Genomic DNA, 20,956 nt, shown 5'->3' on the forward strand with positions numbered 1-20,956 from the left:
TTATGGATTTTTAATTTTCTTTACACTTAAACTCTCACTATAATTTCCACCTGTATAGATATCCACACCAACTTCATAAGGTCGTTTAGAGTCTCCTGAAAATTTAAAATGAATTTCTGCTTTAACTTTGGTATTTGGATTTAGCTTTTTAAAATCTGAGACAGCTTTTTCCATATTATACCACTCTCCACCAGCTCTATTCTGTGCTGCGTTTTGGGAAAAATAGTTTATCTGCTCACTTGGCCCTCCCCACTCATTTCTAAAAATATGCCCACCATCATCATTTGAATAACCATCTTTTACTAATTTAGTCTCTTGCTGATAGGTTTCATTTCTTGCTCTAGTAGTGAAGTCTATGTCTTCCATTATAGCTTTATTAACTCTTCCCAATTCATCAGTTTCAAAAACATATCTACCATTATCAACTACATATCGGAAGTTCTTCATCAATGGCGGTGCAACGTTAAGAAATTTATTCCATCCCTGTCCAGCATCCCCCGCTGTAGCGCGTATTTCATTATTCAGAATCTCTGCCCATTGTTTTCCTTCTTTATCAACTAAAACTAATTTTCCTTCTATTCTTTTAATTGTCCAAGTACTTGGTAATTGTTTAGTAATTTCAAGTAATTCAGCAAGCTTAGTGCCTCCTAAAGTATTTTCAAGATTCTGTAAGACATCATCACTCAAATTATTAGAAAAAGACCTCCCCATTTCAACCCCTTCACCTGTACAAGTCGAACATTCTTTAACAGGCGGAGAAGATAGTTCTGTTGCTGTGCCGTCTGGTGACACCTCATACCATTTGGTATTATCAGCACGTTTTATACCATTTTCAAAGATCGTTATAGCACCATCAGTGGTATAAACTTTTTTACCAGTAGCTTGGGCAAGTGCTTGGGCACTGGCTAAATCATTACAAGATAAAAGTACAATCTCTTTTTTATTTGGATCCAGTTTTTTAGCTAAAATTTCTGCTAATTCCTCTGGGCTTACTTCAATAGTATCCCATAAAAAATTCCCATTATCTAAAGCATGTAAACTTAAAGCTACTTGATCTGAGGTACGATTCAATAATTGACGTACATTCTCCTTAAATAGAGTTCGTAAACGAATACTGAATTGAGGTTCTAATTTTGCCAGTGGTAATATTTTTAGTTTACCCGCTTTATTAAAGGCTGCTTTTACGATAGGGCTCGATAATTTAGCGAAATTACTCATTGCTTGTCCTATAACATCCAATCGTTCGACTGTTTGTAAAAACTTAGAGGCTATATTGGCTTCACCTGCTCCAATAAAACAAGAAGCTACAACAAAAACAACTTTACCGCTCAAATGACTTACCATACATGGATTTGCAGTTGCCTTTTTCCATTCTTCGTCAATCATATCACCTAAGGCAGACCAACTGAATTTATCAAAAGCCTCTTTTAATTTTGCACGGGCATTATCTTTATTGGTTATCAAATTCATGAGTCCTTCATCAGCTTTAACTACAAGTGATAAACCTTGAGGAACACCCGCCACCAACTCCACAAAGCCATTCCAAACACCGCATAGTAAAGCAAATTGCTGACGACTTTGAGAATACTTTACTACATCTGTATTACCTGAATTCATGAACTTATCCATTTCGTCATTTATGATGGATAAACTAGCTAAAGAATACACCATAGATGGTAATGGGTTGTATTGTGCATGATCTGGGTTATAAAAACGCTCAGGTATTTTTGCTTCCTCTATTAATCCTGCAAGCCCGTCTAATAGTGCTGTTAAGGGATTGAATTTTAATTCTGGTAAATCAAGTGTTGCTAAAACATCTGAAAGATATTTTATATATATACCTGTTCCTTCTGCATCTCTTCCTTTAATTTCTTTTCCTAAAAACGTTTTTATAGACGCTTTTCCTTGTGCATCAAAATCAATCCAAAGTGCAATTTGCTTACCAGGTAAATCATGGACGTAAGTAGCTATTTCAGTCTTTTTTTGTTCTGGTGTTTTAGTGTCTGTCAAATAAATTTTGCATACCAACTTACTAGAAGTATTTATAGCTTGCAATTCAGAAAAAACTTTTTGCTTTTCAGCATCTGAAATTACCTTAGTATAATCAAACAAATGATTTTCTGAAGTATTTACTGGTTTATTATCTGGTGAATACGCTTGATTTGCTTTTTTCCCAAGATTATTTATATAATTAGCATAACCTGATCCTGATCCCGAACCAGAATTAGAATTAGAATTAGCATTACATGGTAAAACTCCCCAATAAACATTTCTTTTGTCATTCTCTTGTTTCTTTAATTCAGCTTTACCTTTGACCGTGTCAACATATTCTTGCAAGGATTGTAAACTATTAATTTTATTTTTTATTAGTCCATACGTTGTTTTTATATACTTTCTACCGTTACAACTCAGTTCATTATCATAAAATAACCAAATAACATCATTATCACTTGAAGGACTAACTTTTATAGTATATTCTATTTCTTTTCCGATTCCGTTTTCATTTGTTTTTGCAATAAATTTGGCTTTAGTGCTATCCCACAAGTAAACAACTTCCTTATCATTAATTCTATCCTCAAATCCACCTAGGGTACCTAATGGAGCGATATATTGTAAAGATGAAGCTACGGTATTCAGTTGGCTTTTAACAAAAGTCAAATTTGGTGCTATGGCAAATCCTCCAGCCAACTCCCCCTTCTCACTTCCATCCAACACATACACCCCAAATTTAGGGTGACTAATGCGTTGCCAGTGTGGATACGCTAGTTTTGTGCCTAAAGCATAATCCATTAACCATGGAGTATTACTGTTTTTATCACCTGTAGAAAATTGTTCCCATGGGTGCTCCAACTCGAATACGCCGTGACCTAATTCGTGCCCAATTATTGTTGCTAGGTCATTGCCTGCTTTTACCTCATCTCCACTTTGATTGGTAAACACAAAACCAAATTGTGAATGGCGTGGCATGAAACCTGAAATGGCTCTACTTGGGGTAATCCCCTTGGTAACAAACACATAGTATTGGTCTTTTTTGATGTCTTTGCCGGCTTTGTATTGCTCTACAAATTGCGATTGGTCTTCGGATAATTTTTCTAATAGGGCATCTTTACCACATTCTAAGGTGTTTTTTGCTACTTCATGGTTGGGCGCAATTGTCACTTTAAATTCTACTCCAGCATCTGCATAAATGGCATTAAGTTGCGTAGCGATCCCATCAGGTATGGTCGCATTATTTACGGGTACTAAGGTTATATTTACATCCGTTTGTGTTTTGATTGGAATAATTTTTGCCGCGCCTAATACTTGGTGCTTGGCTCCGTCTTTTCCTGGTATTAGTGCCAATAGTTCCTCAGGGGTTGAGCTATGATATACGGGTACTTCTAGTCGTTGATAGGCCTTGCCATTTTTCATAACCAGCCCCCCTATTTTTTTAGCCACGCTGCCTTTGATATTAAATAGGATACTCTCAGGCTTTATTGTTGTACCATTAACGGCTATTACTGCATCTATAAAATCAAAACTACGACTTCCTTTTCCATCATTTTGGATTCCTTTATGATATAAAGTATAAGGTGTCGCTCCGTCAGCAATGGTTTTGTATAGTTTTTGAATGTCAGGATGTGCTTTTGCAGGCATTACATCGTCAGCATACTTACTTTCTGCCGATCGCTCAAAAGTAACACGAGCGGCTATAGGAGCTAGCTTTGTTACCATGCCTGCGCTGGTAATACCTTGTGTATTAGAAGCATCAGGAATAAATCCTGCGGCTTGTCCTTCATTTAAAACCACGGACTTATCGCTTCCTGGGGGCACTGCATATACGTTTCCTTTGGGGTCGCGGATGATTATGAGTTCTTTGGGGTCTAGATCAAAACTTTGGGTTTGTCCATTAGTACCGGTGACTACTACTTCATTACTGTTTACTGTAATATGTGACAGATCGGGAATATCAAAATTGGTTTGAAATTGATGTTCTTCGGTATCGGGGGAAAGAAGATCAAAACCGTCTTCTATTTGATCGTATAGGCTACTGAGATCTATTATATTTTTCCAACTTGGATCATATAGGGCTTTGATTTCGCCTTTTACTAACCTAAAGTCTGTATTAAGGGTAATGTCTTTAAATTCTACGCCTATTTTTACAAAGGATAAATAAGGGACGCTCACGTAGCCTTTGCCACTATAGGTTCCTTTACCGCTTACTTCGGTGAGTTTGATGGAAAAATCGCCTGCAAGAATGATTTGATCATTGGGTAATTCTCTTTCAAAAAGGGTTGTATTACTTAAATCTATACTGGGTTTTATGCCACATTTGATGGCTATTTCTTCTTTACGGGGTTGGGTAAATTCTTCTATGGGGGTATAATTTACAAGTCCTCCTATGCACTCTCCTCCTACTCGATATTCGTAGGTTGCTCCTGCTTCTAGATCGTATAGTTTGGCTTCGTTATTGTAGTAGGCTGTTGGGTACCAACTATTGGTTCCTTTTTTACGGTATTCTATTTTATAATCTACAAAGTCGGGATTGGTTTGCCACGTAATTTTGGATTGGGTGGCATTAAGGGAAATAGCTAGTACGAATTTTGGAGGGGGGCAATTACCTGGGTAGATAAAATCAAAAATTTCGCTATAACCATTGTTATTAAATATGGCTTTATCGCCAAATCCAGGTTGACTTAGTGCTTTTACGCGCCAAGCGTATTTACGTCCTGCAATTAGTTGGGGCTCTACGGGACCGTAATGTAAAACGGTCGTGGAGGTGGTGGTTTTGTATAAGGGTATGCTGGTTAGAAAGGCATGGTTAGAGGGTACTTGCTGGTCTAGGAGTTCTACTAGTTCAAATTCGTATTCTATATTTACGGCATTGAGGTGTCGGGGGGTCCAGGTAAAAATAAGGTTTTGGGGTTCTTGAAAACGAACCAGTTCATGATTACTAGGGCTATTCAGTAACGGGGGTTCATTGTATACAAAATAATAGAAGGTACAGGATTTTTGTGAAATTCGCTGGTTGGTTATAAAATCATATACTTCTATACAGTATTTGTAATTGCCTTGTGGTAAGGTACCGCTGTATTGGTTTTGATTAATTCCGGATAGGTTTTCTAATTGAAAATAAGGGGCTAGATCTAGATTGGATAGTTGTAGGGTTTCGCCTCCGTTTAGGTACATAATGGGCGCACCTTGTACCATTGGAAGGGATTGGGCTTGAATACCATTTCCTTCTATGTATAACTGTAATCGTACTTGACGATGAACAACATTTAGATCCGCTGTGTAGATATTAACTAGATATTTTTGATCAACTGTTGTAGCATAGCTCGACACACTAGATAAATAAGGCGGTAATACGCTACTGTTTACTTGTACTGGGTAAAGTTGTGACCATCCTACGCTATTTAACAGTAGTAACAGAAGGCAGAAAAAATATTTTAATCTATTCATATTCAATTTTTTATTGAATTTTGTTTGTTTTATTTTTAATCAGTTATATGGAGTAAAAAATGACTCCTGACTTTATGACTTATTTTTTAAATTTTTCTTTGTATTTTTTTACATAAGTGTCTATTCCTTTAACTACTAATGCTTCAACGATTCCTAGCGGTTCTTTTGCCTTTTTGAATTGTTGGTAATACTGATTTTTAACATTTATTAGTGTTTTGTTGTAGGAATTGTTCCAATCTAGATTTTCTAATTGAAAGTATAGACTGATTTGTGCCATTGCAAAAAGATCTTTTGGGGTGGGCTTGGCTTTTTGTTTGATCATTTCTTCTTCAAAGGCTAAAAAAGTTCCTTGGCTATCCTCGTCATCTTCTTTAAAAAATTCTGACTTGTATTGGGTTTTTAAATGTTTTTTATTAACGGATAGGTTCTCTTTTATTTCTTCTTTTATTTTGCTGAAAGCTTTATTTTTTGATTCTTTGTATAAGTCATTAAACGCTGCTATTTTTTGCAATTCTAAATCCCAAAGATGAAATTCTTTTTTTATTGTTTTTTCAATTTTGTTTTTTTCTTTTGGATCTGTGCTTTGATCATATTTCGATACGTTTTCTTGTAAGTTCTTTTTTTGTATTGATAGTATTTCTTGAAGGGGTTCTAATCCTTCAAAATCTATGGCATTGTTTTTTTCTTCTATGAGGATGCCTATGGCTTTTGAGTCTAAATCTGTACTGATTCCTGATATATTAAGGGTGATCTTGGGTTTTTCTAGTGATTCTAGGGATACTTTTTTTTCTTCTTCTTCTTTTTGTTTCTTTTTAGTTCCTGCAAAATTAAAGTTATAACCAATAGTGATTGTCAAATCATTGATACTATTGGATGTTGAAGCGTTTGAAGAATTTGCTATTAGTTGAGATACCATAAAATTAAAGTTATGTTCTTCTAACATTTTGTAGGTTGCATTAAAACGACAATTAAAATTGTGAGCATTACTAGAAGGGCTTTTACTTGAATTATATGAAGTGGCCCATTGGGTGGTTAATTTATCTTTAAAATATTTTTTGCTAATCCCTAGTACGGGACCAAATGTATGGATGTTCTGACCTGTTATTTGGCTTATTGTATAATTTAAAGAGGTGTTGAATGCCCATTTTGTTTTCATTAAAAAATGGGTGTAGAGGGCATTCAAGTTATGAATGGCTGTTTTTTGATTGGGGCTTATTTGTCCGCCTTGTTCATTCTCTACTTCGTTGTAATTATAATTGAAACTGCAATTGCGTTTTGATTGTTTTGATTCGGGGAGTTGGTAATTGGCATTCCATATCAAGCTATTGGACAATTGTCTATAATTTAATTGGTTAATAGCATTAATAGCAGGATTGTTTTGATTAATTTGTACGAATTGATCTGGATTTACATTAGTTGTAGTAGATTGATTGGTAAGACTAAGATTGGTTGAGAGCTTTTCGTTTATCTTAATATTTGTATTTACAGTTCCTACGAATCTATTGGTTGTCTGTGCTTTTTTATGATCTAAATTATCCTTTTGAATCCCAAGATTCATTGTTAATTGTACTTTATCGTTAAACAATGGTCTAGAGGCATTAATCATGATGTTTTGCAAATCATTGGAAAAAAAATAGGCTCCCATGGTTTGATAACCTGGATCTATACGTTCAAAACTGGCTCCTACCATCATTTTTTGAATTTTATAGTCGAATCCTAACTTGAAGGCATTAAAATTTTGGGTAGAGGCATTGCCTTTTAGTAGTAAAGAAGCAACTCCTTGAGGGCTGCTTTTTCCTGTTGATCGAACATCTTGTATTAGTGATGAATTGGTATAATCACCATAAATTTTAGCTTCTTTGGATACTTGTGTTTCAAAATTTAAACCTATCACTAGGTTTTCTTTGGGACTCAAATTTTCTACATTAGGTGCCACCGATTGGTATAACAATGGGTTTTCTTTATCTTTTGCATAAAAACCTATAAATCCTAGCTTATATTTATTTTTTATGAGTTCTATTTTTGTTCCGTATCCCCAACGTTCAAATACAGGTAAACTGTTTGGATTGTGGATATCATTTACTTCTTTTAGCAATCTACCGTACATTGCCGATATTTTTATAGGACCATCGGGGGTAAGTTCTATTCCGCCTCCTGTGAACATGTGACCTGCTAAAGAATAGGGAGAAAAGGTCATAGAAGCATCACCAATCAAAACCGAAATCCATTTATAACGGGGGTTTAGACTTAAACGATTGAAGTTAAAAGGTACTTGGTAACTTAATTTTCCTCCCATATTGGAAAAATTATAGGTAATAGGCATCGAAAAAGAATAGAGGGAAACATTTAGGTTTCCTGTAAAATTATAAATAAAGGGGGCTCTGGAATCTCTATTCGATTCAGAAAAGGTGGAACCAACTGATGCGCTGCCTCCTATTTTTAAAGGTTTTCCTTGAAAAGCGCCTAAATCTATGGTTTGAGCTGTAGTGTTTATTCCTAGTAGGAATAAACTATTTAAAATAATTAATCTTAGATTTACTTTAGTTTGCAATGCTTGCTTGTTTTTTGTTTTCTTAATTCTGTTATCAAAAATCGTTACTATGAGTATTTAATAGACTACTTTTACTTCTTTAAATGCACTAAAACTCCCGTCTTTAAAAACGCCTCTTATACTGTAATAGTAGGTGTTCCCTATATTTAAAGTGGTATCTATGAATTGATTTTTTTTGCTTGGCGGTAGTATCTTAAATAAGATATTTTGTCCCTCATTTACTCGTTTGTATAAATGATATTCTACTAGATCTGTTGATTTTGTATTCCAATACAATTCAATGGCTTTAGAGGATATATCTGCCATACCACTAAATGTAGTTATAGCGGGTTGTAATATACTTGGCAGGGCTTCTAAGATTAGGGGATCTGATGGTTCTGTTTCGTTGCCCTCTTGATCTGTTGCAGTCATCGCATAATAATATTTCTTTTTATTGTCTACTGATTGATCTTCATATTCTCTTATGTTTGGATCTGTGGTTTCAAAAATAACTTTCCATTGTTTTTCATCTTCTCTTCTTCTGTATAAACTGTGTTTTTTAACGTCTTCTGACTGACTTTGTAGAAAATGAATTTTTATTTTTTTTTCTTCTAGTTCGTAATCGGATAGTACAGGAATAGATGGGGCTATTTTGTCTTTTTTCTTGATTTCGAAAGCATTCGAAAGGGGCGATTCATTATAGCGTATATCCAAAGCTTTTAGTTTATAAAATACTTTTTTATTTAAAGATTTTATAGTGATGGTGTCTTGATAATGAGTTTTATTAAAAACCTTTGTGGATAATTCTACATATAAGCCTTCTTTTTCATAACTTCGAAATACTTTGTAACCGTATAAATCGGGTTCTGTATTGGGTTTCCATTTTAATTTTATGATGCCCAATGTATCTATTACTCCTTCTAATCCTTGTGGGGCAATGGGAGGAATAGAGTCTATGGGTTGGACCAACATGGCATACGATTCTTTAAAACCTCCTTTTTTGGCTACCGCTTGAACTTTGAAGTAATTAGATGGTTTTAATTTGGCTTTAAAAACTATTTTACGGGTAGTAGCGGGTAGTTCTTTTTTAACCATTTCAAAGGGACCGCTTTCTTGATCGGCTTGTAAAATATTAAAACCATTGATTTTTTCATCGCCTTCTTTGGGAAAATCCCATTCTAAATTTACTGTTTGGTCATCTAAAGCTGCTTTGGCTGTGATTTGGGGTGAATATTCTAAGAAATCAGCTCCCATTCCGGAGATTATTTTAGAAGGTTCACTCAAAGAACCAAAGGTATCTATACCTCGAATACGATAATAGTATTTTACATTATTTTCAGGTAGTTTATCTGTAAATGTTGTGTAGGATGACTTGCTTATCGTAGGAAATATGGGGATGTCATTTAATTTCTTGAATACTTTCCCATCAATGGAGCGTTCTATATTGTAACATGAAAACAATTCTTTCTGGGATACAAAATCCCAAAATAGCATGACCGTTTGATTGCCAAAAATGGCTTCTGGGGTAACTGGGGGGGTGTTATCATTTTGGTCTGATAGACCTATATAAAGGCTTCCGTGTGTTACTTCTCCTTCTTTTACTCCTAGCAAAGTAAGGGTGTATACATATTTTTCATTGGGTTTTGCACTGGTATCTTCATATCCCCAACCCGCGGCTTTTGTGGCTAGGTAGGACTGCTCCGATGCTAGCATGGAAAATGCGTAACGTTGTTGATTTTGATCATTTAGCATCATCATTTTTGCAAATCCTTTTTCTTTTGTGGTGGTTTCAAAATCATCACCATATATTGCTTGTGCTAAAACAGCAGTAAGTGAATCTTGTTTGATTAAGGGTTCCCATTGAGCTAATGGTAAGGGTTTTAAAACTTCTTTTAGTATCACATGTTCTTCTTTGTTAATTGGTTGCCCATCACGAAGTACCGTGCTACGTTGTAATTTATAACCAAAATTTAACGACTTTTTCCAATAATAGGGGTCGTTAACGTTCCATTTTAATAGGATTTTTCCATTGACTATTTTCCCTTTTACAAAAACGGCGGGTTTTACAATTGTTGTATCTACCTGTGCTGAGATTTTTTTTGGGATAAATACTAAGATTACGATAATAATGAGTAACGTTCTTATTTTTTTTTCCATTTTTATTACTATTATTTTCTTATTACTTTTTTGGCTTGAACTGCTCCATTGGTTTTCATTATCACATAGTACACCCCAGCAGCGTGTTGGAATGGAATTTTTTCTACGTGATTTTTACTTGCTGGTTTTTCTAATTCTAAAATTAAGGCTCCTAGTTCCATACGATATACTGATAGGGTAATAGGAGAATCAAATGCTAATTCTACTTCTACATTCATTTCTTTATCATCTGATTCTAATGGATTAGGGTAAATTTTATAATTCTTAATTAATAAATTGCTTGCATGGGTTGTTGTATTTTTTGTGTTTTCTTCTACTATAATTTCTTTTAGTTGTTCTTCTTGGCAACCTGAAGTTGTTTTACTTTTAATTCCTACTTGGTATTTCCCATTTTGTTTGAATTTTACAATAATGTTATCTTTATTTTGCGCTATAATTTCTGCACTATTTGGCAAGATCCATTCATACGTATTGGGAGTAGAATTGTTGCTAATATTTACTAAAACAATCTCTTGGTCTCGATAGGTTTGGGTTGCTATCATAAAATTTGCTTCAATGGCTTGATCTAAAACGTTAACTACAATTTGATCGCTATACACACAGTGTCCATTTTTTACTTGAAGGGTATATGTACCACTTTGAGTGAAGGTGACTTTTGGATTGGTTGAACTAAACCCTTTTTCAGAAGTCCATAAATAATCCAACCCTTGTAGTTTGATCTCTGCATCTATTGTATGGGATTGTCCTTTACATAACACTATATCTTCTCCTAGATTTACTACTAAAGGGATTGATCCTTGTAAGGTTAATGTAAATGGTAGCTTACAATTACTGCCTAGATCTGTCAACGTTCCTTTATACGTTCCTGCTTCTAGATTTGTTAATTCTAAACCTTGCCAAGATGGATTATCCCATTCTACATGGTATTTCCCTGTTCCTCCACTAGGGTTTAAAAGGATGCTTCCGTTATTGGTTTGACCGCAGCTTACATTTGTAACTTTTTCGTTTAATTGTAATCCTCCAGTGGTTTTTATATTTATATTAGTGAGTTTTGGATCTACTAAAACGCAATGATTTGCATCGGTAACCTGCACGCTATAATTTCCTATACCTATATTTTTTAATTCATGATAGGAATCTGTAGCTAGGGAGTTGGTTCCTTTGAATCCATTGCTCCATAGGTAGGTATAGGGTGCTGTTCCGCCGCTTACTTCTAGGGTAATCTTCCCTCCTAAAGGAGCTTCACATGAGGCATCTACTTTAGTATAAATAGCTCGTAATGTTTCTGGTTCTTTTATTGTTATCAATGCGAAAGATTGAGCACCTGCATTGTCTGTTATTTGTATTTCATAGGTGCCTGCTCCTACTGAATTCAGTTTGTTTAATTGCGCATTTGGAATTGTTATTCCATTTTTTTTCCATTGAAAAAAATAAGGTTGTATCCCTCCTGTTGTTATACTTTCTAAATTGACTGGTTGATCACCATGGCATTGAATAATGCCTTGATTGGTATTTAAAATACGGGTTATGAGTTCTTCTGGTTCTGTTATTTTGGTCTTTAAATCTAGTGAGCATCCATTGGCATCTTCAACCGTTATGGTATAATTTCCTGCTCTTAATTTTTCGAATTTTGTTGTGGTTTGCCAACTACCAGCATTCATCTTATAACGATAGGGCTTTGTTCCTCCTGAAATTTCTTGTAGTTCTATACTTCCTGTTGGTTGCCCATAAATAGTAACCATAGTAGATTTTAATACTCCTTGTAAAACTGCTGGTTCCGTAATTATACTGTTTTGATTGGTCTTACAGCCTTTGGCATCTTCTACAAAAAGGGTATAGCTTCCTGCCCCTATATTAGATAGTAGTTTTGTTGTTGCTATTAATTTATTGGATGAATTTTTCCATTGATAAGTATAAGGGGGCGTTCCTCCTTGAACCATTGCTTGCAATTCGGCTGTTTTTTGTTGATTACAAATTACTGCTTTTGTTTGTGTGAGTTGTAAATCTAAAGCCGCGAAAGGTTGAGTAATTGTAACTATTTTTTTTATTTCTCCTTTCGGAGTATTAAAATCGGTTATCGTAACGCTATAATTTCCTGCTGGTAGATTACTAATAGTTTCTTTATCTCCTATCTGCTGATTTTTAGCATCATACCACCTTATTGTATAAGGTGCTTCTATAGGTCCTGGTCTTCCTCCACTTATAAGTATGCTTATTTTACCTGTTGATTCGCCAAAACAATTTAAATCTAAATGACTGTTTGTTTCATCTAAATGTAGGTTTAGTGGTTCTATGAGTCCAACGTTGTATACTTTATCTAAATGACATCCTTTACCGTCGGTTAATCTAAGTTTGTATTCTCCTTTTAGAAGATTTCGAGGATTGTTTGTGTTACCCAAATCAGGGGTCCAACTATAATTATAAGGGGGCGTGCCTCCGCTCACGGTAACTTGTATGGCTCCGTCTGGTGTTGTTAATGTGGAAACAGGAAGAATCGTTTCTGTGGCTTTTAATGGATCAGGTTGTGTTAGTATTATTACTGCTTTTTCTGAAATACAATTATTTGCGTCTTTTACTTTGGGTATGTAATTACCTGGTGATAAACCGCTTATTATGGCATTTGGATATATTGTATCATTTATATAATATGTATACGGAGGGGTTCCTCCTAGTACATCTAGACTAATTTGACCATCATTAGCTCCAAAACAACTCACTTGTTTGGTAGTAGTAGTAACGTTTAATACACTTGGAGATAACAGTTCATATTGAGCTGAACGTGTAACATTATTTTTATCTGTTACTAGTATTGTGTATGTCCCTGCTGGTAAATCTGATAGGGTTTCTCCTGTATAAACCGTACCTGTAGTAGTATGAGTCCAACTATAATTATAAAAAGGAGCAGTGGCATTAGGGGTTCCTCCTATTGCGATGGCTTTGAGACTTCCTGTTGCTTCTCCAAAACATTTAATCCCTTCTATTTTTTGAATGGTTACTTGAAATACTGGTGGTTCTGTAAGAGTGATTCTTTTAGGGCCTATTATACAACCGTTTGTGTCTTTTATATAAAAATCGTAGTTACCTGCTTTTAAATTAGTAAAAATGTTTGAAGGTTGCCAATTGACACCTTCTTTACTATAGGTATAATCTCCTGTACCGCCATTGGCGTTGATACGTATGGCTCCTGTAGCTGTACCGGGATCAAGTATAGCCGTTTCAATTAATGGGGTAAAATCAAGTGGGGTAGCTCCTACCACATTAAATAACTGGGTTGTTGTACAACTGTTAGCATCAGTTACATTCAACTGATAACTACCAGGGGTTGGTGCCATTAGATCTTCAGTAGTACTAAGTACGACGCTAGGATGGTCTTTATTGGTCCAAACATAGTTATAAGGGGCTACTCCACCTTGAATGGTTACGTCTATTCTTGTATTGGTATCGCTGGAACATTTTTGATAAACTGTAGAAATACCCCTTATAATTGTAGTATTTAATCCTGTTATATTTAGTTTTGAAGGGGCTGTATCAACCTTGTAAAGGGCTGTTCGGATAACATCTCTTTGGTCTACTACTCGAAATAGATAATCTCCTGCGGATAGATTGCTTATACTAGAAGTATTAGCAGTATTTATTGGTAGATAATTATTAGGTATCCATTCTAAATTTTTATAAGGTAGATTTCCTCCTGATACGGTTGCTGTTAATCTAACGGTGCCTCCATGGCATTTAATCACAGGATTGTCAAATTTTATGACTATGGGTTCAGGAGCTTCTAAAGTTTGAGTAAAAGAGGCTGTACAATTATTTTTATCTCTAACAATCAAAGTATAAGTCGCATCTCCTGATAAACTGGATATGTCTTCATTGTTTATCTGACCATTGAGGTTATTTGTGGTAGATTGCCAAAAATAAGTATAAGGGGCTACTCCGCCTATAATACGCACATCTATTTGACCATCTGTAGATACATCTGTTGAGGGGGAAATGGTTTTGACTAACTCGATCCCTAATAATCCACTAGGTTGATTTATTAATACATCTTGTGCACCATCGGGAGCTAAACAGCCATTGCTGTCTTTTACTTGTACAGAATAATTCCCAGATCTTAATCCATTAAATACATTTGAGGGTTGCCAACTATTTCCTCCGTCTTTACTGTATTGATAATTGCCTTTCCCTCCAATGGCGTTGATTGTTATTGACCCACTGTTATCTCCATAACATAATACAGGCGTTGATGTAGTGGTAAAGGTAAGTTTTGAGGGGGAATCAATTTGAATCGTTGGGCTAATCACCAAACTGGAAGGTTGACTTCCTGATTTTATAGTTTGATACTCTAAAATATAATTCCCTTTTGGTAAACCATTCCAAACTAAATTTCCTCTATTGTTATTAAATTCAGTTGAAAAGATATCTTTTTGTCCAAAGACACCACTAGTATTTGCATCTTTTAAAAGGAGATGTAAAATTTCATCAGGCTCTAGATCATTATCAAATTTAAACCTTATTAAGCCGTCTGAAATACTTGAACAATTAGTATCAACACCAATTGATGAAATTAATTTTGGAGGACATCTGTAAAAAGTATATACAGCAACATTTGTATACAAAGGAAAGCCAAAATTAGAACTATACAAATAATTTGAGCTATTTTTATAAATTCCTCTAACAAAGATTGTTTGAGGTAGATTTGACGACAAACCTACAAGATCTTCAAAATAAACTCTCGAATCTGATCTTATAGGCAACTTATAAAAATTTATCTTATCAAAACTATATTCATAATAATCAACAAGATAATTAACATTATTTTCCCATTCAAAAGAATCACATTTGGGATAATCTTTACTTGATAAAGAATATCCAAAAACAGTATCACTGAAATAATTTAAATCCCCTATTGCTGGAGGTATTTCACAAATATCTTCTCCCTCTGTAACATCAAAAAAAATATTTTGGGTAGCATCCTCAAGTTTTATAATTTTTGTTGAATTACCTGAACAATCATTACCTAAATAGCGTTTATTAGTAGAATACTCTACTCGAATTGGATATTGATCTGAAGAAATTTCTAATATTTCAGACCTCCTACGCGTAGGATACAAATTTTCTGAATAATACTCCCTATAAATACCAAGAACTTGAGTATAAAAATTTTTTGAATATATTTTTTTATTACTGTGGGAATAAATATCTAGATTTAGACTACTTGATCCTTCCGAAGTTAGTCCAGAATTTCTTTGCCCATGATTTACATAAATTTTATCTCTAGTAACGACCAAATATTTATATGATCCTTGTGCTAAAAAGCATACTGGAAATAAAATAAAAAAAAATAAAACTTTTTTCATAATCTTAAATTAGACACGAATCCATCTTTTAATTTATTCGCTTATATTTTATTATAACCTCTCTAGAAAATTCTTTTTCTGGACTATTTTGATAAATCAACTTTATTAAATATTCTCCTTTCATCAATATAGGAAAAACACCATTTATTAGATCCTTATACTGATTGTATTTTTCCCAATTAATAGGAGTACTTAAATAGCTATTGATTACTTGATCTCTTATATTTAAAAAATCTTGTTTGTAGGTTTTCACCAAACTATATTCATAAGGAAATCGCTGGTTTATAAATATTGAATTGGAATTATTAGACATCTCATTCCTGTAATATTCTATAATACTGATGTCTCGAACTGGGGGCAATCCTAACTCGAATATATTTCTGTTTTTTATGGTAATTTTCCCTTTTTCAAGTGGATAATTTTGATAAATCAACGGTGAAATTATTTCTTTATAATAAGAATCTTCTAAAACCGCCTCTACACTAATCAAGGCTTTGCCATTTGTATACTGGTTTCCAAACAATTCTGCTTCATTAAAATTTTCATACTTATTTGTTGCTAATTGTATTTTATGAACGTCTGCTGAAACAGGTATAAAGAAATTATCTTCTGTCTTTATACTTTTTATCTTTTCTGTAAACGTAGCATGCTTACTGGTTTTAAACTCATAGGTTAAAAACGATTTGGTTAAATTTGTATTATTCTGAGCCAATGCTGTGTTTTGAGTAATGATTTGTTCATTAGTAAAGCTAGCATCAGTAACCATAGTAGTTGTTCCTGAATTTTGAGTAGAATCTACACTTGTTCCTGTACTTATTACCGTACCTACTGGATAGGCTGTTAATTGCAATTGATAATTCTTTTGGGTTGCTAATTTATCATAGGTAAAGCTTACTTTTTTAGCACTCGCCTCATAGTTTAAAGCCGCTTGAACCTTCAGTTGAGTTCCTTCTTTTACTTCTCCTTTTAAAACCCAGTTTTCTACTGAACCATCAAATAAATATTTCTGACCTTGTTTTAGTTTTATATAAACAGTTTTATGTTCCTCTGGATAAAAGTTGTTTGCAGCTACTACGGGATAACTATAACTAATATTTTCTAAAGGTATGTATTCTGGTGCATTACCTGTTTTAAAGGTAAACGTCTTTTTTTCTGTATCTGTATTTCCTCCCTGAAGTGCAATCCATGAGGAACCTATTTTTTCTTCTACTCCTACTTCTACTTCTGCTACTATTTCTTTTTGCGGTGGAAGTACTTCTGAAGATACAAAGTTGACTTTTGTATTATGATCCATCCATTGAATATCTCCTAACAAAGGGGTTCCGTCTACTTTTAGTACGTATTTTTTTAGATTGATACGAACTAATTTACGGTTCCCATTCATATCCTCAGCTGAAAAAGGTTCTAACATGCTATAATTAAAGGCTACTTGTGGTTTTTTAAACACATCTACATTGGTTTCTCCATCTGGACTTGCACTTGCTATTAGTGGGATTGATAGAGGTTGTGACATTCCTATAAATTCACATTTCTCTCCTATTTCCGCTTTGTATTTAAATCGTCCTTTTATCATACCTCCTAGCACATTGTAATACACTCCCACATAACCTTCCATGTGGGTTGGATTAGGAAATTCTCCTCGTAACATGGCGGCTATACCTACCCCTAGTATTTTTATATCTTTTCGAATACCGAATATCTTTATACGCAATCCTGCTTCGCCATAAATATAGGCATACACCTGTCCCATAGAGTACCATCCATCATTCCCCACTAACCCCGGACGTCCTGCACAACTCACTCCATTTAGCTTTCTATGGGTAATATCAAATCCTCCTCCTGCTTCTAGAAACGCATAAAACCAATCTCCATCATACGAAATGGCAACACTAAAGTTTAATCCGAATGCAAAACCTTTGCCATCGTTTAATAAACTTAAATTACGATTATCGTTCATGATATCTGGACCAAGAATTTCTAAAACTCTTGGGTGTGGTGGGGTTTGGGAGGGCAGCACATCTCCTGTCATAAAATATGCGCCTACATTTACATCGTATGATCCTATTTTAAAAATGGCCCCTAACTTATCCATAGGAGTCCCTACATGCAAATAATTTTTGGTAGGACTTGAATACATGTGTACCATACCAAATTTATGATTTTCTCCAGATCCCTTTATCCCTTCTAAATTGAGGTATAATTCAAAGAGTCCATCAAAAGAATCATGAACAAAATCTTTTTCTATACTCACAAATACGCCTACTTTTCCATCTTTGGCTATTTCTGATACTGGGTGGGTACGTTTAGAAATGGCCAACATATTACCATTAGCAAGATAATTATTCATTTCACTCGCTTCGTTACCTGAAAATATTTTGTCATAACTTGCCCATGTATCTCGAAGGTTTCCTTCTGTTTGACCATTACCAGACATCATGGCTCCTTCGCCTAGAAAATAAATGCGATTTAATCCTCCTGTGTGGTTATACTCCATCTCTAAAAATACTTTCGCTTTAAATGAAGTAGATTCGCCAAATTTTGCTTTTACCCCTGCTCTAAAGCCCAGTCCTGATTTTGCATCGGGTTTGTATACATTAGTTCCTATAGACCCCATCATATTTCCATCTACACGTTTCATACGATAAGATAATCCTCCTTCTACACGTTGTAAACCAAACTTTCCTGAAGATCCTGTATTTTCTATTTGAAAATCTACAAACCAATGGGCAAAGTCTTTCTTGGCAAAAATTCCTTTGGCCATGCCTTTTACCTCTAACTTCTTTAATTCTACAGCTAATTCTCCTTGAAATCCTTTGCCATAAATAGGATCTTCATTAAATACTTTTAAACCTCCTTTTAGTGTAAAACCACTTTTTTCTACATCTATTTTTATTTCATCTATAGCTACTCCATTAAATTTATAAGAATGGAATGTTTTATTTTCAAATTTGCTTAAAATCTTGAGTCCTGCTTCTGCTGATATAAATCCGTTTGTATCTGATTGGGAACCTCCTCCCATTAGGTTCACTTTCATATTAAATGCTAATCCTAATTCTTCTTTTGATGGGGTTATTAGACGAATATTACTTATTGCAACCGAAAAATTTCCAAATTTTTGCTCTGCTGAGGCTGGATAACCAAAATAATCTGCCTCTATATAAGGCAATGCGTGGGATTGTAATTTTAAATTCTGAAAAACTATGCCTTGAAAATTATAGAATTCTTTATCCTTCTCTTCCTGACTATTTTCTTTTTTTGCTTCTATATTTTTTTCACTTGCTATTTCCGCGGCATAAGAAAAAACCTGGGCTTGAACAAAAACTCTCAACTCATCATATCCTTTATCAACATATTCTTTAAGTTGCTCAACGGCTTTTTTCTTGGGATCTGCTTTAATAAATGAAAAATTATCATTCAAATAATCGTGCACTTTCGTAACAACTACTTGACTACCTGTTTGAACACCTCCCAAAGCCTGATCTACATTACTATCAGAACTACCAAAGGTATAAATTGTGCTATCATCGTTCGGACCGGTATTATTTTTTTCTATTCCCCCTTTAAAAGCCATTTTTCCATTTAAAAAAGCGGAAGCTTTGAACTCAGCATTGCTATCATCCATTTCTAATTTTACCCAAGAATTCTTTTCAAAGATTAACTTCCCTTTAAACATCTTGAAATTAGATTTTGTAACAGATGCTTGAAACAAGTATTTATCTTCATTAAAAGTTCCTAAAATTTCTATAAAATCACCTGTTGCAGATGGTTTTATATAGCCTAATACTTTTGCTGATTTTATCCGTCCTAATTCTAAACCTATACCTACATAATCTAATTTATACTGCCATCCTGATGCACTCCCTTTTTCTAAAAGTTTATATCCTGCAAAAGTGCCGCTTACACCAAAATTGTCTATCAATAAATTTGTGCTTTGAATTTTCGTTCTTTCTCCTGTGGATTTATTTGAAAATTGTTTGGGCATAGTAATTTCTACTTCTTCCGCAAAAAAACCTTTCCATATATTTTTATTTCCTTCTGGAAAAAAACCATTCGTATCATACACTTTTGGAAAACTTTTATCGACCTCTGGGTTGTTTTTAACATCACTTAGATCTATTGTCGCTTTTTTAAGTTTAAAACTCCAGTTTTTTAACTTCGTTATCTCAAAAGTAGGTAGGTCTAATTGGAGTAATAAATCATTCCATCCGCCTCCTTTTATTCCTAAAGTAGCTCCTACATAATGATCATTTCCAATTGCTTTTTCTTTATCTTTCGATAAATCTGAACCATATTCTTTACGTTTTCCCTCTGTATCAATTGGTACTACCAGCGAACGGGATAATCGAACATCTAGTTTAAAGGATAAAGCTTTGAATCCATTACAATCAAATTCTATATAACTATCGCCTTTTATCGATCCTTCTTTGCGATCTATATCTCCTCCTAAAATAGTTAATAAAACTTTACTGCCTAATTGGGGTAAACTTGTATTACCTAAAGAATGTAACTTCCAGTCTCCTATAATACCTCCAGAATGGGATAATTTTAAATCTTCTGCTGCAAAATATAAGTGCGTATTTAAAAATTGGGTTTCTAAACGTGCAAAGGCTGTTAATTCTAAATATTCGGGGGTAACTTTGGCTTTTACTATAACCATTTCTGCTTTAAAGCCATCATTTGTTTGTCCTTTTAAGCCTATTGGTAGTTGTACTAATTCTTCTTTTGATATATTTTGAACGTATTTAAGCGTTTTTTCATTGAAGATTTTGCTTAGTTTATCCAAAAAATCATCCTTAATTACCCTTTTTTCTACACCAAAAAATTGTTTTATATACTCTGGCAAAACGTTATCTGTTCCTGTAAAAAAAGGAGTAATACGCTCTAGATCTTTGTTAGACGAAAAAACTTCTTTGAAGGCTATTTTTGTATCTAATCTCGAAAAGTTAGATGTTTTATTAACTGTTCTTAATGTGTCCCTCGTTTTTAAAACAACATTGGAATATGAAAATAATGAAGTAAATGTTACTAAAATAAAAACGGTTATTTTAAGTTTCATGAAATCTCGTTTGTTTTTGGAAACAAAAGTAAAATTTAAAAAGAATAAAATAAACTTTTTCTTAAAATCTCATCAAATAACTACTCTTTTTATTTTTTTTTAGAAAATACAACCTCATGTGACTATACTATTTTAACACTAAATAATTTACCTAAACAGTAGATTTGTAACGCTTTTTATCTATTTAACCCGGATTAGGTATTAGAAATTTATTACAGATAAAAATGACTTTGAATCTAAAAAATATTCCTTTTTTGTCCTTGATATAGTAACAAGATAGCTTCGATAAAAAAATTTCGTGCATTTTAACTTTCTTTACTCTTTTTCTTTTCATCACAAAGTCTAACGCATAATCTGGATTAAATTATATAAAAAAGCTGTCCCTAAAGAGTTAAGGACAGCTTGATTGATTGATTT

Annotated in this window: 5 protein-coding genes; all 5 read right to left on the minus strand. The window is 34.0% G+C overall.

Annotated features, from left to right (window positions below; all coding sequences use genetic code 11):
* The 5 genes from HUE53_RS02300 to HUE53_RS02320 all read right to left on the minus strand — a co-directional run bounded on the left by HUE53_RS02300 (position 1) and on the right by HUE53_RS02320 (position 20,539).
* Positions 1–5,442: a DNA/RNA non-specific endonuclease gene (locus HUE53_RS02300; protein WP_192188672.1), complete on the minus strand. Its 5,442-nt coding sequence runs from the start codon at positions 5,440–5,442 to the stop codon at positions 1–3.
* A 79-nt stretch (positions 5,443–5,521) separates the two neighbouring features.
* Positions 5,522–7,993 carry a hypothetical protein gene (locus HUE53_RS02305; RefSeq protein ID WP_107317255.1) on the minus strand — a complete coding sequence of 824 codons (2,472 nt, stop codon included), beginning with the start codon at positions 7,991–7,993 and terminating at the stop codon, positions 5,522–5,524.
* A gap of 57 nt (positions 7,994–8,050) precedes the next feature.
* Positions 8,051–10,129: a fibronectin type III domain-containing protein gene (locus HUE53_RS02310; RefSeq protein ID WP_097609471.1), complete on the minus strand. Its 2,079-nt coding sequence runs from the start codon at positions 10,127–10,129 to the stop codon at positions 8,051–8,053.
* Between the two features lie 11 nt (positions 10,130–10,140).
* Positions 10,141–15,483 carry a SprB repeat-containing protein gene (locus HUE53_RS02315; protein WP_192188673.1) on the minus strand — a complete coding sequence of 1,781 codons (5,343 nt, stop codon included), beginning with the start codon at positions 15,481–15,483 and terminating at the stop codon, positions 10,141–10,143.
* A 28-nt stretch (positions 15,484–15,511) separates the two neighbouring features.
* Positions 15,512–20,539: a hypothetical protein gene (locus HUE53_RS02320; protein WP_097609473.1), complete on the minus strand. Its 5,028-nt coding sequence runs from the start codon at positions 20,537–20,539 to the stop codon at positions 15,512–15,514.
* Positions 20,540–20,956: the final 417 nt, after the last annotated feature.

Origin of the sequence: Flavobacterium columnare (assembly GCF_014844295.1) — a bacterium.
Taxonomy (GTDB): Bacteria; Bacteroidota; Bacteroidia; order Flavobacteriales; family Flavobacteriaceae; genus Flavobacterium; species Flavobacterium columnare.

Bases quoted from the DNA above. Each gene is read 5' to 3' on its own strand.
- HUE53_RS02310 (WP_097609471.1), bottom strand. From the start codon at position 10,129: ATGGAAAAAAAAATAAGAACGTTACTCATTATTATCGTAATCTTAGTA.
- HUE53_RS02315 (WP_192188673.1), bottom strand. From the start codon at position 15,483: ATGAAAAAAGTTTTATTTTTTTTTATTTTATTTCCAGTATGCTTTTTA.
- HUE53_RS02320 (WP_097609473.1), bottom strand. From the start codon at position 20,539: ATGAAACTTAAAATAACCGTTTTTATTTTAGTAACATTTACTTCATTA.
- HUE53_RS02300 (WP_192188672.1), bottom strand. From the start codon at position 5,442: ATGAATAGATTAAAATATTTTTTCTGCCTTCTGTTACTACTGTTAAAT.